Origin of the sequence: Paenibacillus sp. FSL K6-2393, assembly GCF_038002545.1 — a bacterium.
Classification (GTDB): domain Bacteria; phylum Bacillota; class Bacilli; order Paenibacillales; family Paenibacillaceae; genus Paenibacillus.
In genome coordinates, this window is sequence record NZ_JBBOCU010000001.1 from 4414819 (window position 1) to 4440983 (window position 26165).

A 26165-nucleotide genomic window follows, 5' to 3' on the forward strand; every position below is an offset into this window, starting at 1 on the left:
AGTTTGCTATGCATCTTAATACCCAGTTCGGAGGAATATTGAATCATCTAACCTACTTTATCGCTTCCAATTCCAGTAATTGGTCACGAATGACAGTTTGGTCAAAATGTTCACCTATAAACACTGCAACATTAGGGACCTCTCCCTGAGGTGTGATCTTCATGTAGTCCGATTCACGGTAGGCATACTGGAACCAGAAGCGACTCGCTGTGTCACTAAACGATAAAATGCCTTTTGCTCGATACACATCCCGTGGCAAAGCAGATACAAATTGTTCAAACGCTTCGCTGTTCACCGGATGACTGAAATAATGCGTATATACCATAACATGTTCGTGTGATGCATGAGGAGCGGAATGCTCGTGACTGTGGGCATGGACATGGCTATGGGATGCGTCAGTATTCGTAGCATCGCCTTGGACTGTATGATGTGTATGTTCATGTCCATGACTGCATCCATCTGTGCCACAGGTTTCCGTATGAACATGATGTTCTTGGTGAGCCGGCTTACCTGCTTCAGAAGCTGAATCACGTACATGCACGTCTGCCCCACTGCGAAGCAACATATCCATCTCCACCTCACACTTGACCGTAGAGATTACAGGTGCGAAGCCATTCCATTTTGCCAAAAGCTGTTCCAAGTCCTTCAGTTCCTGTACACTCACCCGATCCGTTTTGTTTAAGAGAAGCACAGACGCACAACGAATCTGCTCCTGCATCAGTTTGAACGTCTGCCCCTTCTGTTCCTGATATAGGCCAGATAGATGCGCTGCATCCACAACAGTAATGAGACTTTTCAGTTCCAGTCGCATGTAGAGTGAGGTCTCCGTTACCGCATCCAAAATCTCCATTGGGTTCGCGGCACCGGTGGCTTCAATGATGATCACATCCGGTGATTCCTCTTGAACGAGATCAGCAAGTTGCAATCCCAAGTCACCACGTACAGTACAACAGATGCAGCCGCCTAACATCTCTGTCATCGGAACGGTGGAATCCACAATCTGACCATCCAGATTGACTTCGCCTAACTCATTCATAACCACTGCGGGACGCAAACCCTGCTGTTGCCAATGTTCGATCAACTGAACAAGCAGTGTTGTTTTGCCACTCCCCAAAAAACCTGACAGTATATATACAGGTATGGATTGTTCTTTTAAAATCGTTTCGTTCATCCTTAAACACCTCTCTGATTGTCCTTCTTGTAACCTGATCTAACTATATCTAGCGAGTGTACACCATCCCGCATTCGTTGTGCAATAACGTTCAACTCTTCCCCAGTACATTGCCTGATTCTACCGGATGGTCTATGCTATGAGGACATGTTGATTGAAGGAGGAAGTTTCATGACTAATTCAGTGGAACAACATCGCCAGGAAGCTCCGACCACGGTATCGTGCATGATTGTTACAGTATCGGACACACGCACTAAAGACACTGACACCAGTGGCCAGCTCATGCACCAGCTTCTGAATGAAGCGGGTTATCAGATTGTTGAATACATCATCACACCAGATGAAACGGAGAACATTCGAAGCATCCTGCAAGATGCAGCCGTTCGTGATGATATCGAAGCCGTGCTGCTTAGCGGCGGAACAGGGATTGCACCCCGAGATACAACCTACGAAGCGGTATCCTCACTACTCGACAAGGAACTCCCGGGTTTCGGCGAGATCTTCCGTTTTCTCAGTTACACCGAAGATATCGGTTCCGCTGCCATCCTGAGCAGAGCCGTCGCTGGAACGATTGGACGCACAGCTGTATTCTCCATGCCGGGTTCCAAAGGAGCTGTCAAATTGGCCATGGAAAAACTCATTTTGCCCGAGCTGCGGCATGTGATGCGTGAAATATATAAACCCGTCTGAAAGATCAGACGGGTTTTTCGGGTTTATTTTCAACTGTATGGTAAAGTACGAAGGGTATCTCGCTCTACTTATCTTAGTTGCCCCAGCACATGTCGGAACACCTGCAACACATCCTGTTCATACTTGTCCTTTTCCCCACCAGAAGCTGTATATACGAGTGAGACGTATCCTTTGCTGCGAATCGTTGTCCGGCCAAGCGCATTCTCCAAGACAGCCTCATCACGATTCTCACTATACATTTGTTTCATGCTGGCAGCCCGGGTTGTCGCATCACTGAAAATATGGACTTTCACGATGTGTCTGCCACTTCCATTCAACAAATACATATAAGAGATCCCACCATGGCCGTCATCGGCAGACATATTATTCATCAGCTGAATGCCTTTTGCTTCAAAACTCTTACTGATCTCACTCACCAATTCACCGTTTAATCCGTGTCCTTGACTCTGTGCCCGCACATTTCCTTCATCTGTCGCTTCGCGGGTGTAAACCTTCCGCTCCTGTTCAATGGATGATGCCGAACAAGCCACCAGGGACCAGACACTTGTGATCAACACGCCACTTACAAGTACCGACTTCATTGTTCTTCCAACCAGACTTCGCCCTTTTCTACCAAACCACATGCCAATCCTTCCTTTCCAGCCACGTGTACTGTGACCCAATCAGGTAGAATTAGCATGTCTAAGGACTTAGAATCTTATGCGGATGGCAGATCTGATATTGTATTGACCACCGTACGACCTACTGCACCACCTTGGAGTATCGTCTCCAGCGTATGAGGCAGCTGATCTAGAGAAATTTCCCGGATTCCCAGTTCCAGCGCGCGCTCCGGTTTCCATTCTCCACCGAGCAGTTTCCACAATCGTTCCCGACGTTCCATCGGACAATATACAGAGTCTATACCAATAAGCTGGATGCCACGCAAAATAAAAGGAAGTACCGTGGATTCAAAAGCCGTGCCTCCAGTTAACCCGGATACCGCTACCGCACCTCCGTATTGAATCTGTTTCAATCGCTCCGCAAGAGCCGGTCCTCCTGTTGGATCAACAACTCCCGCCCATAGCTGTTTCCCCATGGCTCCTTTGGCTGGAGCATCAGCTTCTTCACGAGTAATAACCTCTGAGGCGCCCAAGTTTCGGAGCAATGCCTCCTCCTGATCCTTCTTGCCTGTGCTAGCTGTTACTTCAAAGCCAAGTCTCGCCAGAATGGCAACTGCCATACTGCCAACGCCACCAGTTGCACCCGTAACCAGAACCTTGCCCATCTCCGGTGTCACTCCAGCCTGTAACAGCGCATCTACCGAAAGTGCAGCCGTAAATCCTGCGGTTCCAATTGCCATGGCTTCTTTTTCACTGAGACCCGCTGGCAGAGGCACCAGCCATTCACTGCGCAGACGAGCATACTCGCTGTACCCTCCGTAATGGGATACACCAGGTTCAAATCCTGTACTGATCACCCGATCTCCTGGTGCAAAACGTCCACTGACCGACTCCTCTACTGTTCCAGCCAGATCAATTCCCGGTACCATCGGGTACTCACGAACGACACCGCCTTTCTCAAGGGTCGCGAGTCCGTCTTTATAATTGACACTGGAATATTGCACCTTTACCGTAACATCTCCATTTGGCAGATCTTCCTTCTTCAGTTGCTCTATAGAAGCGTTCACTCCGCCCTGTTCTTCTTTACGGACAACGTATGAGTTAAATTGATTTTTCATTGATAGCCACTCCTTCTTTGGTTTTTTATATATTTTTCCATTAAGCACATGAAACGTTCGCATTCAGGCTTAACGGCTACCTTTTACTTCTGGATCTTCAGATATTGATGATCAAACTCTGTCTCTCCTGAGCGTCAATAGATAGATTAGTGGACCCACGATGGGTATAATGCCTGTCACTGCCCAAGCTGGTGAACGTCGACTCGCTTCAGTATCCCTGTATATCGCAATCATGGAAAGTAAGGTCAGCAGTACAAAATCAATCGTCATGATATGTACAAAGGCAGATTGATTGAATGCATCCATATATACATCCGGATGACCTTGCGTCACGGCATAGAATGCTGCCCCCAGTGTCAACAGCAGAAGGACTACATGCGTCAACTTATGAGCTGCTAACCGTCCAATTCCCCACTTCCGCTGACGACCAAAATGCAAGCTTGTGTAACCCGAAGATCTATTCGCGGACGATGACCATGCATAAAAGGGAAGCAGGGCAAAAGCACCCAGTCCAAAAGAAAGTATGACAAAAGGCCAAGCCGGAACACGGCCTCGTTCTTTCACAGATGTTCTTAACAGCATACAGGCATACACTGCCGGGAAAATACCTAACCACGAAAATACAGTAAGTAACCAAGGCTCTTTACTTTGCATTGTAATCAACTCTTTGAATATCGGATCACTTCCAGGTGACTGCCCCGGTGCCAACAACAATGCATAGGCAATAAAAGCAATCCAGACCAGTCCTAATATCCATCTCATGTCTGCACCTCCTCTTACTTTCATCCCCTACAGCTACGGGATTGAATCAATAGTTGCAGAATTTGGCGTCTCCTGCGCTTTCCCGAGAAATAATAACTGCTTTTCCCCTACATCTTGAATCGGGCATGGCTATTTCCAGTATAGCCTGCTACCTCGGCAGTCTGTCCATGAGATTTCTTACATCAATGGTCCATCTCATCGGGATCATATAAGAAAAAAGTCTATCAACTATCGACGTACTTTAACAGAAGACAGAACGCATTTAGCTGAAGTTTTTCTTGCGATCATCGAATCGTTCAACTCCGCTAAGAACGTATACATTTTATAGGCATCAAAAAGGCATAAGCCAGTATTCCTCACTGGATATGCCTCTCTGTAATTCTTATGTGTAGATCATTCCTCTGTGGATTTCACATGTTCCGCAATGAGCTTCTGCTTCATATTCCATGCCGCAGGGCTGATGTTCACACGATAGATCTCCGGATTGAGCTTCCGTTGGTATTCAGGCCAGAAGAGGTTCATCTGTTCCCGGTGGTACGCCCGAATCTCATCCAGATTAGGCAGTTCATACACTTTACGTCCATTCACAAAGATTGGCTCCAGCATATTAACCGCTTCGTAGCGGGTAACTGTCTTTTTCAGGTAAGGGTGTAGCGGGTTGAACAGCTTGAGCGGTCCGCCCTGTAGCGGCTGCTCTTCATCTGGATAGCAGATATAATCTGCAATCGCTTTGCCATGTTTCGGATCAATAATCCGGAACACTTCCTTTTTACCTGGAGTGGACACCTTTTCAGGATTGGCAGATATTTTGATCGTAGGTAGCATGGCACCGTCTACTTCACGCTCCACCAATTTGTACACTCCACCCAAAGATGGCTGGTCAGAAGCCGTAATCAACTGTGTACCAACACCCCATGTATCAATCCGTGCTCCTTGAGCCTTCAGGTTGAAAATCGTATTTTCATCCAAATCATTGGATGCAACAATTTTCACATAATCCAGGCCAGCCTCATCCAACATCTGACGTGCCTGAATCGACAAGTACGCTAGGTCACCACTGTCGAGACGAATGGCATTCATCTTTTTGCCTTGGCTCTCCAACTTCTTGGCTGTTTTGATAGCGTGAGGTACTCCACTGTTCAACGTGTCAAAGGTATCAACCAGCAGCGTAACCTGATCAGGTAACACTTTGGCATACACGTCAAACGCCTCCTGTTCGCTCATAAAGCTCTGTACCCAGGAATGGGCGTGTGTACCTGCTGTTGGGATCCCAAAGCGCTCTCCGGCCAGCATATTAGACGTTGCATGGAAACCTGCTACATACGAGGCACGTGCGCCCCAGATGGCAGCATCCGCTTCCTGTGCACGCCGTGTGCCGAATTCGAGCAACGTATCCTGCTGCGCTACCTGTTTGATCCGCGAAGCCTTGGTTGCAATCAACGTCTGATAATTCATGAAGTTAAGTATCGCTGTCTCCACCAATTGTGTCTCCATAATGGAGCCTTCTACCCGAATGAGCGGTTCGTCAGGGAAAACAATTGCACCCTCCTTCATGGAATGAATCGTCCCCTGAAATGAAAACTGGAGCAATTCTTCCAGAAAGACCGGATCGTAATTTTCCTCTTGTTTGGATAAAAATTTGATGTCGTCCATCGTAAACCGAAGCTGGCTGATATAGTTCACAATCCGTTCCAATCCGGCAAATACCGCATATCCGTTGCCAAAAGGAAGCTTACGGAAATAGGCTTCAAATACCGCCTTCCGCTTGTGAGTACCATTCACCCAATGGGCGTACATCATATTGATCTGATATTTATCCGTATGTAAAGCCAGGCTAGTTGTCTGCATTTGTCTCATCCTCTCTGACTTCCGCTCGTGTCCCCAGATTTGATCTGTGAACACGGGTTAACATATGGAGACTTATTCTTCATGATTCTGTTCATCCGTATTAAACAAACAAGTCTCCCGTAAAAAACTCTATACACCATTCACCACATTCATCCGGTTCCTAACATGAGGCCAACCAAACATGACTATGGAGTAAATTAAGCCAAGACTGTCTCGCTCGCCTTAACCACCGAAGCACCAAGGCTGGAACGAAAATGTCCAAGTGCCCACTCATGCCCTGCCGCATTGAAGCTGGCAACGGCATCTTCATATACCGTAATATGAAAACCTTTATTGTAAGCGTCCACTGCGGTATGCAATATGCAAATATCCGTGCATACCCCAATCAGTGCAATATCCGTAATACCACGTGCACGCAGTCTGAGTTCCAGATCGGTCCCACAGAATGCACTATATCTCGTCTTATCCATCCACTGTATATCTCTTTTACGTTCTTCCATCACTTGGGCAAGACGACCATATAACTGTCTTCCCTCCGTATTTCTGATGTTATGAGGTGGAAAAAGTGCAGTCTCCGGGTGATACGGATCATTCTCTTCGTGCAGATCCACAGCCATGATTACCTCATGTTTGTTCTTACAATAGGCCTCGGTTACAGCTGCAATCGTCTCGTCGATCTCTACTGCCGGCTGACCTACAGGCAAAGAACCTGTCACAAAATCCTTCGTGAAATCAATGACAATCAGTGCTTTCATCGTCAACACTCCCTTAGCCCAGAAATGGTTGATCCTGATTCAATCAGATTGACACATCTACACCTTATTACGTATAGATGGACAGGCGTGGTACAAGTTCTGTAAAACGATATAACTGCGCCGGTCGCTGCGAGTACTGGTTGGAACTCACCAGGTTCCCCTCTTCATCTCTTACTTCTTCCACAATGCCTTTACGGCTGCGGGTAGACGTAATCTTGCGAATGAAGTTTGGTTCTTCAAAATCCGGTACAACACTTTGAATAACCTGATATAATTCACTTAATGTAAACTCACGTGGCAGGAATTGACGAGCAATCGTCGTTTCCAGCATCTGCTGTTGAATACGTCGATAAGCATCTTCGATGATTGTTCTGTGATCAAAGGCCAGTTCCAGTTCTTGCAGCGCCTCCTGAATCGTGAACAATCCAACATCCTCAGCATCATCTGCTGCTTGGCGTTGATCCAACATCCATTCTTCCACAAGTGCAAAAAATGCGTGAGAGATAATCCAGCCCCTTGGGTCACGACCCGGCTGACTGTATACATTCAAGTATTCCAGATGTCCACCGTCTACACCTGTCTCTTCCATCAGCTCACGCTTAGCTGCACCATAGATGGATTCATTTTCCTGACAAAATCCACCGGGTAATGCCCATCTGCCTGCAAAAGGCCAGCCTTTGCGCTTGATCAGCATCACTTTCAGTTCCCGAATGGGAAGTGTCTTTGTCACCGTCTTGCGCTCCCGCTTGGTCAAGGTGAACATAACGATATCCGCAGGAACACCATCGGGGGTACGATATTTTTTGGAACTATAAGCACGTGCTGCTTGTTCGTCGCTCTCTGCATTAAAGTGTTCGTAGTTTTCGCTCATGGGCACCACCGACTATTTTCATTTTGATAATTTCATTATGACATAATAATATCTTTTGTCAACCGCAGGATTCTTGCGTTACGTTCTCGGGCGTGCTATGCGGAATGTCGCCGTAGCCATACATCCCAACGTGCCCGATGCATCACGAACCTCCGATTGAGTCGTAACACTGCGTCCTGCTTGATGCAGTACCGTAGCTGTCACCGTTAACTCCCCTTGTTTCATTGGTGCAAGAAAATGCACGTTCAGATTCGTTGTCACACAGCCGTCCACTTCCATTGCTGCTGTTGCGACCATCCCCATCGCCTGATCCATCAGTGAAGTCAATACACCCCCATGAATAATCCCCATGGAGTTCGTATGATGTTCGCCTGCTGTCAACGCGATCTGTACTTCTTTACCGTCTCCTTTAATATAACGACAGCCGAGAAATCCCCAGAATCGTCCGTCTCCGTCTTCCACCATTTTGTCCAAAATACTCATTATTCATTTCTCCTTTATTCACTGTACGTATCAAGCTCTCTTGATGTCATGTGCCTTTATCATTAAAAATCAGCTTCGCCACACAAAATAACCCCACAGCGTGGAGCTTTGCTTGGAATTATATTCCGAGTACTTGGCGATAGCCACTCCACGTTTACGGTTATGTAATGTCAAAAAAGGCGCGGACAGCGTCCGCACCCTTCCGTCATTTAACCGCAACTGGTCGGAGGTGAATCCGTTCCAGCCTCCACGTTTACTTTTTCAGATACCGTATCGCGGATTACAGAGATCACTAGTTGAAGCAAGTAGTTGATGTCGCTCTGGCTCTGCTGGAATTCCGTAACCAATGGAATACTGTCCAGTTCGCTTTGCAGATCGTCAATTTCCTGTTCAATTTTGCTGACCATCTCTACATTTTTGAAGCTTTCAAAAGCAACAATCTCTTTTTGTTTTTTCTTGATCGTTGCAATCAACTGCTGGATGCGCTCATGATCACGAATTTTGGTTTCAGCCTGTTGAAACTGTCTAACTTCCTCACTCGTTCCGAGCATATCAGCCAATTCTTTGGCTTTTCCCATAATGTCGTCGCGTATGACCAGATTGCGCGTATCGTAGGTTGGCATTCCATAATGGTTGTACTGCACTTCTTCCTGCGCCACTGAAATCGCTCCATTCTATGAGATGATATAAGATGAATATTCATGTTGCCCTAGCTCAGTTGACTGCTCAGTGACCGCTACGGTGTCGGATCGTTCTTTTGATCGCTGTTGTCTCCGAATTTTTTTCGATTGAACATATTCAAGGTGAAAATTCGGAGACAAAGGCGAACGCTTCGCTTCTACAGAATCGATTCCGTCACCTTCGCTACGCTCGGCGTAACCCCGCTAAGTGCAAAAAATCATTCATCTTATTGGTGTGTGTATTACTGATTGGCAGCTACCGGCTCGGAGAGCAGGTTGCCCCGAATATAAAAAGTCATCGGATCGGTGATTTCCACTTGTACGAAAGTACCGATCAATTCTTTGGGTCCTTCAAAATGCACCAGCTTGTTGCTGCGCGTACGTCCTGCCAGAACTTCGGAATTCCGCTTGCTCTCGCCTTCAACGAGTACTTCAACGATTTTGCCGCGTTGCTCTTCATTGCTTCGGTGGCTGTATTCGTTGATCGTTTCGTTCAAGCGTTTCAAACGTTCCTTCTTCACTTCCATCGGTACGTTGTCTTCCATCACCGCAGCCGGTGTACCTTCCCGTGGGGAATAAATAAAGGTATAGGCAAAATCATACCCTACTTCACGGACAAGGGAAAGTGTATCTTCAAACTGTTCTTCCGTTTCACCCGGAAAACCAACAATAATATCCGTTGTTAACACCACATTCGGGATGGCCTTTTTAATTTTGTCAGCCAGTTTCAGATAGTGTTCCCGGCTATACTTGCGGCTCATACGTTTGAGCACTTCCGAACTGCCAGATTGCACCGGAAGATGAATGTGCTCCACCAGGTTTCCGCCCTTGGCCAGCACTTCAATCAAGCGGTCATCGAAGTCACGTGGGTGACTGGTTGTGAATCGTACTCGCGGAATATCAATTTGGCGAATGGCATCCATTAAGTCACCAAAGCTGTAGTTCAGGTCGGTGAAATCCTTGCCGTACGCATTAACATTTTGACCAAGCAGCGTGATCTCCTTAAAGCCTTGTCGTGCCAAATCCCGAACTTCGGCAATGACATCTTCCGGACGACGGCTGCGTTCTTTGCCCCGCGTAAACGGAACAATGCAATATGTACAGAACTTGTCGCAGCCATACATAATGTTCACCCAGCCGCGCATACCCTCACGTTTCTTCGGCAGGTTCTCAATAATGTCGCCTTCCTTGGACCATACCTCAACAACCATTTCTTTGCTGAACAGCGCTTCCTGGATTAGATGTGGCAATCGATGCACATTATGTGTACCAAAGATCATATCCACAAATCCATGCTTCTGCATGATTCGGTTAACGACGCCTTCTTCTTGGGACATACACCCGCATACGCCAAGTAACAATCCCGGACGTTCGAGTTTTAGCGTTTTCAGGTGACCAAGCTCACCAAATACTTTATCTTCCGCATTTTCCCGTATGGCACACGTATTGAGCAGAATAATATCAGCTTCTTTGCGATTCTCTGTAGCCTGATATCCCATAGACTCAAGCAGTCCTTTGATGGTTTCCGAGTCATGCTCGTTCATCTGACATCCATACGTATATACAATATAATGTTTGCCTTTCCCTATGTTTTTCAGTTCATCGGGAACGGCATTTTCGTAAAGCACCTGGACGTCTTCCTTGCCCCGCTGTTTCTCCTGACGATGATTGGGTTCCGATTTGATGTTAATCTCACGGCCCCGGATTCTTATCTTTTTGCTGAATTCATCTTGCGAAATTACTTTGGCATCGGAGAAATCAAAATATTGGGAGTAATCCTTTTTTGAGTCTTTAGCCATTTCCTTCGGTCACTCCTTACAGCCTCTATTAATAAAAAATCGTTCATTCATCCCTGTTCCAGGTGAATTTCTTGCTTGGAACACCAAAAGAGCATTACAGCAAATTATAGCATGAATTGGGCTGTAGTTCCACATCCAAACCGCATGTCCCTTCGTCTAATCCGAAACATGCCATGCTCAGAAGAACACTCAGAAAACACAAAAAACCTGAGCCTTGCCATCAGGGCTGGAATTAACCGGCTCTGTTGGCTGTGCTCAGGTTTATTTGTTATTCAGACCGCCCCAATTGGCGGCTGAAGCTATTACATGTAATTAATCGATGATTTCAGCAGTGTCGCCATTACGAGCGCCAGCAGCATTAGCTTCATCTGTATCAATATGCATGTCCAGTGCGAAAGAATCGGATACACGAGCCAGTACATTTTCCAGTACAAGACCGCGATCTCCGCCGAGGCGAACTTTCAGCATTTGTTTGTCCTCGATACCCCATTTAGCAGCATCAGAAGTATGGAAGTGAATGTGACGAGCAGCAACGATAACACCTTTATCAATCGTAACTTCGCCAGCAGGACCTTTAATTGTGATTCCTGGTGTACCTTCAATGCTTCCAGATTCACGTACAGGCGCTTTAACACCAATGGCAAATGAATCTGTCATGGAGATCTCCAGTTGCGTTTCAGGGCGAACAGGTCCAAGGATACGCACTTTATCAAACTGTCCTTTCGAACCAATTACCGCTACAGTTTCGTTAGCAGCGTATTGGCCAGGCTGGGACAGAGGTTTAAATTCAGTCAGTTCATAACCTTTGCCAAACAAAATTTCAACGTGCTCTTGGGATACATGAATGTGACGGGCAGATACGCCCACAGGTACTGTTTTACTCATTGTAAATTTCACTCCTTGTTTATCTATGGCCTGTACTCAGGCTCTTAACAATCCAATGGTATTATACCCCTTTTTGGAGTGAAATGAAAACGAACTGGTGAAAATTCATGAAATACACTTATTTCACCATCATTCCCGTCCTTTATTTGGAAAACCAGTTTCAATTCAACCCATTCAACGCACACACCAGTTCACTATTTCATGGACGCCCCCTTTATCTTCAGATTGTTCTCTGGCAAGTGTTCCCCCAGATAACTCATTGCATTCCCCCACAACCAGCCACGAACCAGATGTTCATCATAATGCTTGAGCAGGATTTCCGTCAGTCTCGGATAATGTCCTGAATGTTCAAGTCTCTGAATATACGTTGAAATTCCATCAAAATCGGACCCCATCATCAGGTGATGTTGCCCGCCCAGAGAACAGATCTCCTCAATATGAGGCAACAGATCTTCTATACGTACCTCACCCTCCTGCTTTACAAACCAGGGCACAAACGTCAGTCCGATCCGCCCTTCCCGGGCAATGATGGCCTGAATCTGATCATCTTTCAGATTACGCACATGAGGACATACGCTATAGCTGTTGGAATGGGAGGCGATAAAAGGTCGTTTACTCAAATCAGCCAGCTCCCAGAAACCTTTCTCCGTCAAATGTGACACATCTAACAGCATTCCAATTTCATTACACTGGCGCACCAGTTCTTTCCCCTTCTCGGTCAGACCTGCTCCTCGCTTCTCCATCACTCCGTCAGCCGCCCAATTGGCATAATTCCACGTTAGTCCAATAATTCGAACACCCATCTGATAACATAACTCCAGATAGAACAGGTTGCCCTCCAGGCCATCTACACCCTCCAGTGTGATTAATCCCCACGGACCCTCTGTCTGCCCCACCTGAGCCATCTGTTCACGCCATAACAACGTCTGTGTGCCGCCAGGCCGCTCCTGACTTCTCTCCACACGTCTACGATAAATCTCCAATTGCCCCATCACATGTTCAAACTTGCCTCTGCCAAGTACTTCGGGTAAATAGATGGCGAACGCCTGCAATCCTACATTCCCCTCATTCAAACGTTGCAAGTTCACATCCAGTTGTGGAGCATCTTCAAATGAAAGAGCAGGCTGCATCAAAATTTTGCTCAGTGCATCACAGTGAAAATCAGCTACACGCCATTCAGACATGGACATCTTAAACCCTCCTCTATAAGTTATTGAAAAAAAAACGCAAAAAAACCTGTCTACATCGTAAACAGGTTCAATGCATACTGCATGTATTATCTGGGCTCCACAATCAGCTTAATGGCCGTTCGGTCCTCGCCGTCGATCACAATGTCTGTAAAAGCTGGAATACAAATCAGGTCAACTCCGCTTGGTGCTACAAATCCCCGGGCTATCGCTACCGCTTTAATGGCTTGGTTCAGTGCTCCCGCTCCAATTGCCTGCAGTTCAGCATTTCCACGTTCACGAAGAACCCCTGCAAGAGCGCCGGCTACAGAATTAGGATTGGACTTTGCTGAAACTTTTAATACATCCATGGTAAGTACCTCCCTGGGAATGTTGAAAGTTTGTTTCCACTTACTAGATGTTATTCGCGGGAGGCAAAAAAATTCCTTCTTTTTAGGCGGGTTTCCCTGCAAAATGGGACAATACCCCTATTCCATGCGCCACTCGTCCTCCATCAGACGAATTTTTTCGATGCGTGTTGCCGCACCTGTGGCTTCATCAATTTCAACAAAAACACCATGGAAGTGCCATTTGCCATCATCCACAACAAAACGTACAGGTAGCTGGGTGTAGAACTTACGCAGCACGGCCTCACGCTCCATACCCAATATGCCGTCACGAGGTCCTACCATGCCTGCATCCGTCAAGTAAGCTGTTCCTCCAGGCAAAATCCGATCATCATTACTCTGTACATGTGTATGTGTACCTACAACAAGCGACGCACGTCCATCCAGATGCCATCCCATGGCAATCTTTTCTGACGTCGCTTCAGCATGCATATCAACTAAAATACATTTATAGTCTTGGCGTAGCTCATCTACAATTTCATCAGCTACACGGAATGGACAATCCAGAGCAGGCAGGAATGTTCTTCCTTGCAGATTGACAATGGCTAGCTCTTTCCCTTCGCCTTTGACAACCGTGTATCCTCGTCCTGGTGTGCCTGGTGGAAAGTTCGCTGGACGAATCATGCGGGGCTCATCATCTATAAAATCAAAAATATCCTTATTGTCCCAAGTATGATTACCAAGTGTAATACCATGTACACCCCAGTTGAAAAACTCATTTGCGATTGCACCGGTAATGCCGCGACCTGCTGCCGCATTTTCACCATTCACAATCACTACATGTGGCTTATACTTCGATTTCAGATATGGTAAATTTTCCTTTAATGCCTTACGTCCCACGTTACCTACAATGTCACCAATAAACAAAACTTTCATTGATTACTGCCTCCTCAATTCCTGCAAAGTCCTCTTACTTCAAATGTTGAACCTTTGCAGGACTCTATCTCATGCTCCATAATGTGTAGTTGCCTTTTAACAGGCTATCAACAGGAAAAGTGGCCCACTACTGCGGCCACTTTTCCGTAATGCTCTATTTTGCGTATTCAACCGCACGGGTTTCCCGGATAACGGTGACTTTGATGTGACCCGGATAGTCGAGTTCATTCTCAATCATCTTCGTGATGTCACGGGCTAAGCGGAAGGCTTCAGCATCATCGATCTTCTCAGGCTGTACCATAACGCGAACTTCGCGTCCGGCCTGAATGGCGTACGATTTCTCGACACCTTCGAAGGATTCTGAGATTTCTTCCAGCTTCTCCAGTCGTTTGATATACGTTTCCAGCGTTTCGCGGCGTGCGCCTGGTCTTGCTGCGGATAGCGCATCTGCTGCGCCAACCAACATGGCAATGACCGAAGTCGCTTCGCAATCTCCATGATGGGACGCGATACTGTTGATTACAACCGGATGTTCTTTGTATTTCTTCGCCAGTTCCACGCCAATTTCGACGTGTGATCCTTCCACTTCGTGATCCAGCGCTTTACCGATGTCATGCAATAGACCTGCACGTCTTGCCAGAGTTACGTCTTCTCCGAGTTCGCCAGCCATCAGTCCAGCCAGATAAGCGACTTCCATGGAATGTTTCAAGACGTTCTGACCGTAACTTGTACGGAACTTCAACCGGCCCAAAATTTTGATCAGATCCGGATGCAGACCATGCACGCCCACTTCAAAGGTAGCTTGCTCACCGTATTCACGGATGCGCTCATCCACTTCTTTGCGGGATTTCTCAACCATCTCTTCAATCCGTGCCGGGTGAATACGTCCATCAGCCACCAGTTTCTCCAGGGCAGTACGGGCGATCTCACGGCGAATCGGGTCAAAGCCCGACAGAATAACAGCTTCTGGCGTATCATCGATAATGAGGTCAATCCCTGTAAGGGTTTCAAGCGCACGGATGTTACGTCCTTCACGACCGATAATCCGGCCTTTCATTTCTTCATTTGGCAGAGTAACAACAGATACCGTTGTTTCCGCTACGTGGTCAGCCGCACAACGTTGGATGGCGAGTGTAATAATCTCGCGGGACTTTTTGTCCGCTTCTTCCTTCGCTTGTTGTTCAATGTCCTTGATCATTTGAGCCGTCTCATGACGAACTTCCTGTTCTACGTTGGACAGTATGATACTGCGTGCGTCTTCCATGGTGAGGTTGGATATACGTTCCAACTCTGTCACCTGGTTTTTGTAGATCATTTCGATCTGCTGCTGAGTCTCATCAATTCGTTTCTCTTTGTTAGCCACTTGCTCTTCTTTACGTTCGAGTGATTCCAATTTTTTATCCAGCGACTCTTCTTTTTGCAACAATCGTCTTTCTTGTCGTTGAATTTCATTCCGACGTTCACGAGTGTCTTTTTCAGCTTCAGCGCGAATGCGATGGATTTCATCCTTCGCCTCCAGCACTGTTTCTTTCTTCAGTGCTTCTGCCTCTTTCTTCGCGTTCTCCACGATTTGTACGGCAGCTTGTTCCGCACTAGAGATTTTAGCCTCTGCAAGAGATTTGCGAATAAAATATCCTACTCCGAACCCAATGAATAGCGCGGCTGCAACGAGAGCGATCGTGATTGCAATTTCCATACTGTTCACCTCCTCGTTGGTTCCTCCAAGGCATTCCTTGGGTCAATTTGCAGTTTTCAAACCTTACATATGTTTGGGAATAACGAATACTCACGGCGATCCCCCGCCGATTTTCATTTCACATGTACATGTTTCCACGTACTATTCACTGTTTCCAGCGAACCCATAATTAAGAATGGTATAAATCTTAAGAAACCGAAACCGCTTTTTTGGAAGGAAAAAGGGTTGTCCATTTCTTACAGACTCATGTCCATTTTAGTATTTGACGAAAGAAATTGTCAAGAGAATGCAGTATAGAGACTCTAGTCTGCTAATCCCATAACAACGCTTCGTCATCTTCAGGGTCCCCAGCCTCATCTTCTTCAATTAAACAATTCACGACCCGGCGCACCATATCCATTGAAAAACCACGTCTCATTAGGAAGGGAAGCGTTTTATTTTTCTTCTCTTTGACGTCCCCTTTGACCTGATTCCATTTTTTGCGTCCGGCACTCAAGGCAGTCTCAAATTCCGCATCTGTACTAATACCTTCTAGTGCCTCAACAATGAGATCATTGGCAATGCCCTTTTGACGCAGCTCTTGCCTTATCCACAGTTTTCCCTTCCGCTTGCCCTCCATACGCTGTCTTGTCCATTCCTTCGCAAATAGATCGTCATCCACTAACTTCTCCCGCTCAAGTCGATCCAACGTCTCTTCAATTAATGGTGCAGCAAACTCCTTCTGACGAAGTTTCTGACTTAATTCATGGCGCGTACGCGGCTTATGCTCCAAAAAGCGCAGAGACTGTGCATAGGTCCGCTGTCGCTCGTCAGCTACAATGATTTCTTCCAGATCCTTTTTCATAAACGTATTGCCTTGAGTCATCCTGTATTTAATCATCACATCTTCAAGAACCGTAATGGAGTGGATGCCAAAAGTGATTCGATAACGAGCTTGCCTGCTCTTCGTTCGTTCTACACGTGTAATAATAAGTTCTTCGTTATCCGGAAATTGGGATAGGCCGTCCTCTTCTGCTTCTTCATATAAATCCTCGTCATGTTGATCCATTCAGGTCTCCCCTTTCATAACATTTTCATTCTGACTACGCCAAGCACATCTCCACACATAAGACAAAGAACACTAATAATACAAAAGACCGGGAACTCTGCCCGGCCTTTACTCCACAGTTAGCGTGCTAACAGCCCCTGTCCATTGGGACAGGGGCTGTTAGACAGCACGAGTACTCCCACTACAATCCATTATCCAGATTGATCCAAGCTCAATCAGATAAGTTTACGGAGCCCAGTGGGGAACACCCTCAGGGTCCTCCCTACAAGGGAGGACTTGAGAAATTACTCGTTGATTTCAAACAATTCTTGTTCTTCTTCTGCTTCTTTTTGTTGCTCTTCACTAGTTGGCGCAGGAACTGCGGTAGTCAAGTTACTAGCTACCCGAATTTTTTGTTCAATGATTTCAGCAATGTCTTTATGCTCTTTCATGAACTGCTTTGCGTTCTCACGGCCTTGTCCTAAACGCTCGCCTTCGTAGGAGTACCATGCACCACTTTTATTAACAATGTCCAGCTCTGTACCAATGTCAATGATACTGCCTTCTCTTGAAATACCTTCGCCATACATGATATCCACTTCCGCTTGTTTAAACGGAGGTGCCACTTTGTTTTTCACAACTTTAATACGAGTACGGTTACCAATCATGTCATTGCCTGATTTGATACTCTCAATACGACGCACATCCAGACGTACTGTAGAATAAAACTTCAGAGCACGACCACCAGGTGTCGTTTCCGGGTTACCAAACATAACGCCGACTTTCTCACGAAGCTGGTTAATGAAGATTGCGATTGTTTTGGATTTGCTGATTGCACCAGACAATTTACGCAACGCCTGAGACATCAAACGCGCTTGCAAACCAACGTGTGAATCACCCATTTCGCCTTCAATCTCTGCTTTTGGAACCAAGGCAGCTACGGAGTCAATAACAACGATATCTACTGCACCACTGCGTACAAGAGCTTCTGCAATTTCCAGCCCTTGCTCACCCGTATCTGGCTGAGATAGAAGCAATTCGTCAATGTTAACACCCAATTTGCTTGCATATTGAGGATCAAGAGCATGCTCGGCATCGATAAATGCTGCTTGTCCACCAACACGTTGTACTTCAGCAATCGCATGTAATGCGACAGTTGTTTTACCTGAGGATTCAGGTCCATATATTTCAACAATACGGCCTTTAGGCAAGCCGCCTGTTCCTAATGCAATATCCAAAGCCAAGGAACCACTGGGAATAATTTCCACATTCATATGAGTGGACTCACCCAGTTTCATGATGGATCCTTTACCAAATTGCTTCTCTATTTGACGGAGCGCCATATCAAGCGCGGCACGACGGTCTGACAATAAGCTCACACCCTTTACTGTTTATAAGATAATGATACCTTGTTTTAACACGTTTGCCAAGCTTTTTTTCGAACATACATTCGTTTTTTTTGTAAAGGCCGAGGCGCCTCTTCCTCAAGGAAACTTTCCATTAAACAGAAAAAAGAACCGTAAACAAGGCTGTAAAGCCTAATTCTACGGTTCTTCCGTCTTCCTTAATTATACTTGCTTGGAACTGTAAATGCAATCGAAGCTATTAACTAATCAATCCATCGCCACAAGTTTTTGCCATAAGCGATAGAGAATCGCTTTGGCTGAACGAATGCGAACAGTCTCACGATTACCATTAATACGCAGCTCATGAATTTCCGTCTCTTTTCCACGTTCAGCAAGAGCGATGAAGACAAGTCCGGGTGGTTTACGTTCCGAATATCCCGGTCCAGCTACACCGGTAACAGCCAGGCCAAAATCAGCATCGCCAATCATACGGATCTGTTCAGCAAGCACTTTTGCAACCTCAGGACTTACCGCCCCTGGTGCATCTTCACCTTCCAGATAATCATGAGGCACATTCAGCAACTTTTCTTTAATTTCATTGGAGTAACAAACAATTCCACCTTTGAGCATTGACGCACTTCCGGGTACAGAGGTCAGACTTTGCATGACAAGCCCCCCTGTACAGCTCTCAGCAGCGCTGAGCGTCAACCCCATGTCAGACATCATGGTTACAATCGTGTACTCTATAGGCACATCCTCGTTCGCGTAGAGATGTTCTGTCAAACGCTCCCGAATCTGAACCTCCATCGCATCCAGCTTCAGCTTCGCCTCTCCCTCACTCGCAGCCTTCGTGGAGACACGTACCGTAACTTCGCCTTCGCTCGCGTAAGGAGCAATCGTAGGGTCTGTCTGCGCGTCAATCAGATCCAATAGTCGATCTTCCAAAGCAGATTCACCAATACCTGCGAATTTGAGCATTCGGGAATAGATTGGCATCTCTTCTGTGAGCACATGCTGGAACAGCCAAGGCTTGACTTCCTGTTCAAACATTGGAATCAACTCTTTAGGTGGTCCAGGCATTACAACATAATATTTGTCATTGTCAGAAATCGCATTTCCTGCCGCAAGTCCTGTTTCGTTGGCCAGAGGTGTTCCGCCATCAATAACGATCGCCTGACGTCGGTTATTCTCTGTCATATCCACATTACGATCTCTGAAAAAGCTCTCAATTTTGTCCATTGCCATTCGATCTGTATGCAGTTTCCGGTTAAGAACAGCTGCGAGCGCATCCTTGGTCAAATCATCTTGGGTAGGTCCGATGCCACCGGAAAACAAAATAACGTCTGCACGGCCCTGCGCAATGCGTATAGCTTCACTAAGACGGTTCAGGTTATCCCCAACCACCGTTTGGAAATATACATCGATCCCCATCGCAGCCAATTCACGGGATAGGTATCTGGCATTGGTATTGACGATTTGTCCAAGCAGTAGCTCTGTGCCAACTGCAATGATTTCTGCCTTCATTGAGCATCCTCCTGTACACGTGGTGAGTGATCAAAGGGCAATAGGATAATTTCCTATTGCCCCTGACCCAATGCTTCCTTCATGATTACCCATTTAAGAACAAACCATTATGCTTTTGTTAAATGAAGCAAATTTTTGTTTTTGATAAAGTAATCGATACCCGACCAGATGGTAATAAGCGCTGCTGCCCATACCGCAATAATATCGACGTGAATACCCGTGTATGAAAACGGGAAATTGTTCAACAGCAACAGCACAATCGCCACAATCTGCACTACAGTCTTCAGCTTGCCCCAAGCACTAGCGGCAACAACCGAACCATCCAGCAATGCAATTTGACGCAAGCCGGTAACTGCGAATTCACGACTAATAATAACAACTGCAATCCAGGAATCCAGCTTGCCCATCTCCACAAGCGAGATCAAAACTGCAGTAACCAGCAGCTTGTCTGCGAGTGGATCGAGCAGTTTCCCCAGATTGGTAACCATGTTATTTTTCCGCGCAAGGTATCCGTCAATTCCATCTGTGCTTGCGGCGATGATAAAAATAACAGCAGCAATCAGTTGATTATACGGAAGCGAAAAGCTTCCAAGCTGCAACGGCTCTGGATAAAATGGAAAATCCACGAGCAGGAACACCATCAAAAAAGGGATTAAGCAAATTCGTGCAAGCGTAATCCGGTTGGGTAAATTCACAAGACGCCCTCCCTCATATCCTCCATTACTCCAAACAATCATCATAATCCCGTTATCATCATCCGGAACATGAAATGTACAGTTTCAATGTCAATCCATATTAACATGATCCCACTATGTAGAAACGCAAAAAATAAAGTCAACCGCTCAAAAGCAAAACCGCTTTAAACGTTCCGGTGACTTCCAGAAGATGTACTGCTTTTCACAAAGTCAGCAAACGATGAGGACTGGACTTGATGCATGACTGCCAGCAATGCACACTTAGTATAATATACGCCCAATACAGTGTCAAAAAACACTTTTGCTACAAAAAGGCCATATTACTTGAAATTTGTATATTGCAAATCCAGAGGTAGGTTAGCACCATTTAGCAGCTGCATGACAGCTTGCAAATCATTTTTACTCTTACCAGTTACCCGGAGTTGGTCTCCCTGAATCTGACTCTTCACCTTCATCTTGGAATCGCGAATTAGAATATTGATTTTCTTGGCGATGTCCTGATCAATCCCCTGTTTAAAATTCAAACGCTGTCGGACTGTACCAGAAGACGCTGGCTCTACCTTTGCGTAATCAATGTTTTTCAATGGTAGACCACGCTTCGCCATTTTGGATTGCAGCACGTCAATGACAGCCTTGAGTTTGGTCTCATCATCAGATACGATCGTTAACGCATCCTTATCCAGTTTCAGGCTGCTCTTGCTGCCCTTGAAGTCATAACGAGTGCCAATTTCCTTCTCGGTTTGTGTAACGGCATTTGTCAGTTCTTGCAAGTCCATTTTGGACACGATATCAAATGAATTTTCTGAACTCAAACCAGTCACCCTTTCAGTTAATCGTATGTTCTGTAACATTATAGAGGATACCTTAAGCAAAAGTCTAATTTCAAGCTGTTTTAGACAAAGAAAAAAGCATTTTTGGCTTCCACTTGAAGTGGCTGCCAAAAATGCTTGCTGGTCCAGCTTCCAACCTAATAGCGGCTGCGGTTGGGCTGTCTGAACATATCGAGCACACCCAAAAGCACATGTGCAAGTCCAAAACCCAATATTCCGTAACCCCAAGCACTTGGAGTCAGGTAATAACCCAGGAGGCTGACAATGATCCCTAAACCTGTTACGATCCAGCTGACTGTCACAGCCATCCACCTCACTTCACCAAAAGTTAACTGCAAGTTAAGACACGGTTATTGTCTCCTGCAGTTGACCCGGTTATTCGCTCCCCGTGGTACCCCCTGTACCGTCCGTTGATCCATTTTCAACACCTGTAGAAGAAGTAGTACTACTACTGTCTTCACCAAGCTTCAAACGGATCCGATTGGTCGCCTTGCCATCCGTTACAACTTGCCCGCCAACCTCAATCGTGGTCGCTGCAGCGTAACCGGACTTAATATACATGCCTGCACTATCCAACTCAAAGGTATAGCTGTCACCTTCGGCTGTGTTACCATACTCCAACTTCTCTCCACTGGAGTTTTCGCCTTTGTACACTTCCAGCCAGCTATGACCTGTTGCTTTGATCGTAACCGTTACAGGTTGCCCTGCACTACCGTTAACTTTAAAGTTCGTAATATTTCCTGATTTCCCATCTTCCGCAACAGTCACATTAGACGGTGAATTGTCAGTTGGTTCTTCCTCAGTTTCATCCGTCTGTCCGTCCGTTTGGCCATCAGTTTGACCATCCGTCTGTCCTTCCGTGTCTGTACCGCCGCCGTTACCGCCAGCTTCGCCCTCACCAGTACCGTCAGTACCTGAATCTGTCGCAGGCGGATTAGATGCCTGTCCGTTGTCGGCAGGTTGATCCGGTTTATCCTCAGGCTGTTGTTGACTGTCCGTAATTTTGACCTGATCAAGCCCCGGATTATCTGATTCATCACCATTGTTATACACCACGTATACATACAACAGTACTACGATCAAAACAGGGAATGTCCACATCAGCGCGACAGACATCCACCGATTACTACGCTCAACCGGACGGCTGGAACGCTTCTGTATAACCGGTTCCATCGTTGCTTCCGCCTCTTCTGCGGGTACGTCTTTTTTGTGTCCCTCCAGCAGCTCATCAGGGTTCAGTCCCACGGTCTCCGCATAGGTTTTGATGAAAGCACGCACGTAGAAGCTACCCGGCAGCACTTTATAGTCTCCTGCTTCTATGGCCTCCAGATACCTCTTGCGAATTTTTGTCATTTCCTGTACATCGTCAAGACTCATCCCTTTTTGCAGCCGGGCCTCCCTTAACTGCTGACCCAGTTCAGACATGCCATCTCCTCCTTATGTTTATCTCTTGAGTTGTTGCTAATCTATTTCATGATTCCGTACGGTTCCTTACAATTCGTCGGTGTAGCTAGCCGTAAACGTATCATAAATAATTTCTTCATTCGGATTGTTGCGAAGTTCAATAATAATATCAAAATCATTAAAATCATATTCGGATTCCTGTACAAAAATATCCGGATGTTCAATAACTTTGGTGCTAGGCATGGTCATAATATCCTGCAACAGGTTGTAATGCCGCTCACTGGAGCGTATCGTGCTAACAATACCGTCGATAATGAACACATTGTTCGGGTTCAATTCGTCTTCGGACATTTGACTCCTTATCGTCTGACGAAGAAGTGTGGAGGAAACAAACGTCCATCGCTTCATTGCACATACGCTACCCGCAATAATGGACTCCGTTTTACCAACACGAGGCATTCCGCGCAAACCAATGACCTGATTGCCTTCCCTCTTAAATACTTCACCCAAAAAGTCCACAAGTAACCCAAGTTCATCTCGTGTGAAACGAAATGTCTTGCGATCATCCGAGTCACGGTCAATGTATCTGCCATGACGAACGGCCAAAATATCCACCAATTTAGGTTGACGCAAAGCCGATACGGTGATGCTGTTTACTTTGCCAAGCATTTCACCAAGCAAACGGATTTTTTCATCATCATCCGATTCAAGCAGCATGCCTCGAGTTTTGCCTTCAACACCGTTAATGGTCAATATATTCACTTCAAGCATCCCCAGCATAGAGGCAATATCGCCTAACAAACCGGGTCTGTTCTTATGTATTTTATATTCCATGTACCATTGTTTAGATTCCATTTCAACACCCCGTAATGCATTATTCCACATTATTCGACAGCAACAGAACGTGTCCACTGGACAACAATCTGAGACATCTTCTAAAAATGGGTCACGTTAATGATATATAAAATGAAAATGAATTACAAGAACAGCTCTGTAATCCGTTTGTAATCATTAGAGAAAAGCCCCCTTGCGGGAGCTCTTCATCTGTAATCTTATGCGTTTTGTTTGGCCAATTTGACCATCAGGCACGCAATCGTACGACGCTCATCTGCATCGCCGACATCCCATAACTCTTTCAATGCCCGGTTGGAATGGTTCGCCGGATCGACTTTCTCATCAAGGAAGTCGCCGATTTCATACGCAAGTTTGTTGATGGTTTCTTCACTCATCCCCATCTTCTCTGCTTGCAGTACGCGGTCACCCAGGAACTTCTTCCATGTGTCAAAACTGGAGAGCACTGTTTTTTCTGTTGACATGATAAATCCTCCTTAGATGACGCATGAGATTTAAAATCAACAGTTGTAATATGTGCTTTCGAGGCATTTTATATACGAGCATTTTGAAAATAATCCGGAAGACGGTTGCTTCCAGGCAATCTTCACCTGTTTCATCTACAGCCAGTCAAGTTTTCTTGCTTTTTTACGTTAACCAACCGCCATTTGGACTGATAATCTGCCCATTGATATAACCAGATTCAGGGAGTGCCAGAAAATAAACCAGTGATGAGATTTCATCAGGTTGAGCAAGTCTTCCTGCCGGAATTTCCTCTTCCAGCATCTTCAGTTCACTCTGATCCAGATGGTTCAGCATGGATGTCTGAACGGCGCCAGGAGCAACGGCATTTACGGTTACTCCGGAAGGTGCGAGTTCTTTCGCAAGCGCTTTGGTGAATGCATTCACCCCACCCTTGGTTGTGGAATACAGCACCTCACAAGAAGCACCAGACAGTCCCCAGATCGACGATACGTTAATGATTCGGCCATACCTTTGGGAGATCATGTGAGGCATCATTTCCTGTGTGCACATAAACGTGCCTTTGAGGTTAATCGCCATCACTTCATCCCAGATCTCCTCTGTAACATCAGACAACATCCCGTAGTGCGAGATTCCTGCATTGTTCACAAGGATATCTGGCATGAGATTATGTGACTCGAGCTTCTCACGCATGCGCTCAATCTGTTCCCGGCTGCGAAGATCCGCAGACACGGTCATGATTTTTCCACTGCCCTGTTCCATACACCGTCTGGCGGCTTCATTGGCTGCCTCATGCGATTTCATATAGTGTATAACAACATTCATTCCCACTCTGGCGAAGCGTTCTGCGATAGCCGCTCCAATGCCACCGCTTGCACCAGTTACCAGTACAGTCATTTCCCCGATTGCCTTCAATTGTCCTGTTCCCCTCTCCATATCAAGGACTCACGACTAGCGATACAGCCAGTTGATCCCAGCGAATATGCTCTCTCAGTCTGAGATTTACATCTTCCAGTGTAATCGATTCATAGAGCGGGAGCATATTGAAAAAATCACCGCCACGGAATTGCTGACGTGTAAATTCATGCGCAATGTTCTCCGGAGAATTGAGCATACGCAAATATCCGCCTATTTTCTTTTTGCGTGCACGTTCAAAATCCGTGGATTCGAACCCTTTTTCTACAATGGCATCCACTTCTTCACGTATACGCGCTAGCAGTTGATCCGGGTCTTTTGTATCACCACCAATGGCTGAAAACGCATATTGCGGCGAACTGTTATACTCATGTCCAAAGCTGTCCGAGATCAGATCTTCATCGTAGAGCTTCTGGAATAAACGTGTGCTTGAGCCAAACAAAAGATCCATCATCAGCTGTGTTGTCATATCTCGCCTTAACAATTGTTCCCCGGTAAGTCCAATGTCTGTCTCCTTGAATCCAAACAGACATTTGGGCAGTGAAACAGCCAGTTTTGCTTCCCGTCTGGCTTCTCCTACCTGCTCAGGCTCCGGTTCGAAGAAACGTTGAATGCTCCCCTGTGGCTTATAATCCTTCTGCTCCTGGTTCGATCGAACCATATCAATGACTTCCTGTGGATCTACACCACCCACCACAAACAAGAGCATGTTACTCGGATGATAGAAGGTGTTATAACACTCATATAACATCTCTTTGGTAATCGTACGGATGGATTCCACCGTTCCTGCAATATCGATATGCACCGGATGTTTCAGATACATGGCTTCGATCAATCCAAAATAAACACGCCAATCCGGATTATCAGCATACATGTCAATTTCCTGTCCGATGATGCCTTTTTCCTTTTCCACATTTTGATCCGTGAAGTAAGGATTTTGCACAAAGTTGACTAATGTTTGTATATTTTCATTCACATATTCGGTCGCTGAAAACAAATAAACCGTCTGATCAAAGCTCGTAAACGCATTAGCTGAAGCACCATGAGACGCAAATGTTGCAAAAATATCACCTGTTGGTTCTTCAAACATTTTATGCTCAAGGAAATGAGCAATCCCATCCGGGACCTTCACTTCTTCCTGCCCTTCAACCTGAAAATGATTATCCACCGATCCATACTTGGTTGCAAACGTAGCATACGTTTTCTGGAATCCCGGTTTAGGCAAAATATAGACATGCAGTCCGTTATCCATTACTTCGTAATATAGTGTCTCCTGCAAATGCTCATACCGAATGCTCTCCACC

Annotated in this window: 27 protein-coding genes; 1 reads left to right on the plus strand and 26 read right to left on the minus strand. The window is 46.0% G+C overall.

The window, feature by feature from the left end; translation table 11 throughout:
• Positions 1–52: 52 nt before the first annotated feature.
• Positions 53–1171, minus strand: a complete 1119-nt coding sequence (locus tag MHI14_RS19395; RefSeq protein ID WP_341131063.1) for a CobW family GTP-binding protein — start codon at positions 1169–1171, stop codon at positions 53–55.
• 171 nt (positions 1172–1342) lie between these two features.
• Here MHI14_RS19395 and MHI14_RS19400 point away from each other — a divergent pair, with 171 nt between their 5' ends.
• Complete coding sequence (locus MHI14_RS19400; protein WP_047842524.1) at positions 1343–1861, plus strand: MogA/MoaB family molybdenum cofactor biosynthesis protein; 519 nt, start codon at positions 1343–1345, stop codon at positions 1859–1861.
• Positions 1862–1929: 68 nt separating this feature from the next.
• On the opposite strand, the gene MHI14_RS19405 is transcribed toward MHI14_RS19400, so the two are convergent.
• The 25 genes from MHI14_RS19405 to yfmH all read right to left on the minus strand — a co-directional run bounded on the left by MHI14_RS19405 (position 1930) and on the right by yfmH (position 26164).
• Entirely contained in the window at positions 1930–2484 is a 555-nt protein-coding gene (locus tag MHI14_RS19405; RefSeq protein WP_341131064.1) for a hypothetical protein, read from the minus strand.
• Positions 2485–2558: 74 nt separating this feature from the next.
• Positions 2559–3578, minus strand: a complete 1020-nt coding sequence (locus MHI14_RS19410) for an oxidoreductase (RefSeq protein ID WP_341131065.1) — start codon at positions 3576–3578, stop codon at positions 2559–2561.
• Between the two features lie 111 nt (positions 3579–3689).
• Complete coding sequence (locus tag MHI14_RS19415) at positions 3690–4340, minus strand: hypothetical protein (RefSeq protein WP_341131066.1); 651 nt, start codon at positions 4338–4340, stop codon at positions 3690–3692.
• A 393-nt stretch (positions 4341–4733) separates the two neighbouring features.
• Complete coding sequence (locus MHI14_RS19420) at positions 4734–6188, minus strand: nicotinate phosphoribosyltransferase (protein ID WP_091017227.1); 1455 nt, start codon at positions 6186–6188, stop codon at positions 4734–4736.
• Positions 6189–6385: 197 nt separating this feature from the next.
• A complete protein-coding gene (locus MHI14_RS19425) occupies positions 6386–6943 on the minus strand; it encodes a cysteine hydrolase family protein (RefSeq protein ID WP_091031807.1) in 558 nt (185 codons plus the stop codon).
• A 67-nt stretch (positions 6944–7010) separates the two neighbouring features.
• Entirely contained in the window at positions 7011–7814 is an 804-nt protein-coding gene (locus MHI14_RS19430) for an NUDIX hydrolase (RefSeq protein ID WP_091031809.1), read from the minus strand.
• A 78-nt stretch (positions 7815–7892) separates the two neighbouring features.
• On the minus strand, positions 7893–8297 hold the full coding sequence (locus MHI14_RS19435; RefSeq protein ID WP_036609249.1) for a PaaI family thioesterase: 405 nt from the start codon (positions 8295–8297) through the stop codon (positions 7893–7895).
• A gap of 209 nt (positions 8298–8506) precedes the next feature.
• Entirely contained in the window at positions 8507–8920 is a 414-nt protein-coding gene (locus MHI14_RS19440) for a RicAFT regulatory complex protein RicA family protein (RefSeq protein WP_272907590.1), read from the minus strand.
• A 299-nt stretch (positions 8921–9219) separates the two neighbouring features.
• Complete coding sequence (gene miaB, locus MHI14_RS19445) at positions 9220–10776, minus strand: tRNA (N6-isopentenyl adenosine(37)-C2)-methylthiotransferase MiaB (protein ID WP_339309136.1); 1557 nt, start codon at positions 10774–10776, stop codon at positions 9220–9222.
• Between the two features lie 312 nt (positions 10777–11088).
• A complete protein-coding gene (gene pduL / locus MHI14_RS19450) occupies positions 11089–11661 on the minus strand; it encodes a phosphate propanoyltransferase (protein WP_017689107.1) in 573 nt (190 codons plus the stop codon).
• Between the two features lie 194 nt (positions 11662–11855).
• Positions 11856–12851: a dipeptidase gene (locus tag MHI14_RS19455; protein ID WP_445670345.1), complete on the minus strand. Its 996-nt coding sequence runs from the start codon at positions 12849–12851 to the stop codon at positions 11856–11858.
• Positions 12852–12937: 86 nt separating this feature from the next.
• Positions 12938–13198 (minus strand): stage V sporulation protein S, encoded by a 261-nt coding sequence (locus MHI14_RS19460; RefSeq protein ID WP_007430104.1) that lies wholly within the window; start codon positions 13196–13198, stop codon positions 12938–12940.
• Positions 13199–13315: 117 nt separating this feature from the next.
• Positions 13316–14110, minus strand: a complete 795-nt coding sequence (locus MHI14_RS19465; RefSeq protein ID WP_145146946.1) for a TIGR00282 family metallophosphoesterase — start codon at positions 14108–14110, stop codon at positions 13316–13318.
• Positions 14111–14264: 154 nt separating this feature from the next.
• Entirely contained in the window at positions 14265–15806 is a 1542-nt protein-coding gene (gene rny, locus MHI14_RS19470) for a ribonuclease Y (RefSeq protein WP_036670418.1), read from the minus strand.
• 310 nt (positions 15807–16116) lie between these two features.
• On the minus strand, positions 16117–16854 hold the full coding sequence (locus MHI14_RS19475) for a regulatory protein RecX (protein WP_341131067.1): 738 nt from the start codon (positions 16852–16854) through the stop codon (positions 16117–16119).
• Positions 16855–17138: 284 nt separating this feature from the next.
• Entirely contained in the window at positions 17139–18203 is a 1065-nt protein-coding gene (gene recA, locus MHI14_RS19480; RefSeq protein WP_062833851.1) for a recombinase RecA, read from the minus strand.
• 243 nt (positions 18204–18446) lie between these two features.
• Complete coding sequence (locus tag MHI14_RS19485) at positions 18447–19703, minus strand: competence/damage-inducible protein A (RefSeq protein ID WP_091017238.1); 1257 nt, start codon at positions 19701–19703, stop codon at positions 18447–18449.
• A gap of 107 nt (positions 19704–19810) precedes the next feature.
• A complete protein-coding gene (gene pgsA / locus MHI14_RS19490; RefSeq protein WP_062833849.1) occupies positions 19811–20398 on the minus strand; it encodes a CDP-diacylglycerol--glycerol-3-phosphate 3-phosphatidyltransferase in 588 nt (195 codons plus the stop codon).
• Between the two features lie 320 nt (positions 20399–20718).
• Positions 20719–21210: a YajQ family cyclic di-GMP-binding protein gene (locus tag MHI14_RS19495; RefSeq protein WP_017689115.1), complete on the minus strand. Its 492-nt coding sequence runs from the start codon at positions 21208–21210 to the stop codon at positions 20719–20721.
• A gap of 155 nt (positions 21211–21365) precedes the next feature.
• Positions 21366–21530 carry a hypothetical protein gene (locus MHI14_RS19500; protein ID WP_167350848.1) on the minus strand — a complete coding sequence of 55 codons (165 nt, stop codon included), beginning with the start codon at positions 21528–21530 and terminating at the stop codon, positions 21366–21368.
• A 73-nt stretch (positions 21531–21603) separates the two neighbouring features.
• Positions 21604–22653 (minus strand): helix-turn-helix domain-containing protein, encoded by a 1050-nt coding sequence (locus tag MHI14_RS19505; RefSeq protein WP_341131068.1) that lies wholly within the window; start codon positions 22651–22653, stop codon positions 21604–21606.
• A 66-nt stretch (positions 22654–22719) separates the two neighbouring features.
• Positions 22720–23487: a DUF3388 domain-containing protein gene (locus MHI14_RS19510; protein WP_024630282.1), complete on the minus strand. Its 768-nt coding sequence runs from the start codon at positions 23485–23487 to the stop codon at positions 22720–22722.
• 197 nt (positions 23488–23684) lie between these two features.
• Entirely contained in the window at positions 23685–23948 is a 264-nt protein-coding gene (locus tag MHI14_RS19515) for a DUF3243 domain-containing protein (protein WP_017689119.1), read from the minus strand.
• 163 nt (positions 23949–24111) lie between these two features.
• A complete protein-coding gene (ymfI, locus tag MHI14_RS19520) occupies positions 24112–24882 on the minus strand; it encodes an elongation factor P 5-aminopentanone reductase (protein ID WP_026081137.1) in 771 nt (256 codons plus the stop codon).
• Position 24883: 1 nt separating this feature from the next.
• Complete coding sequence (gene yfmH, locus MHI14_RS19525; RefSeq protein WP_341131069.1) at positions 24884–26164, minus strand: EF-P 5-aminopentanol modification-associated protein YfmH; 1281 nt, start codon at positions 26162–26164, stop codon at positions 24884–24886.
• Position 26165 lies beyond the last annotated feature (1 nt).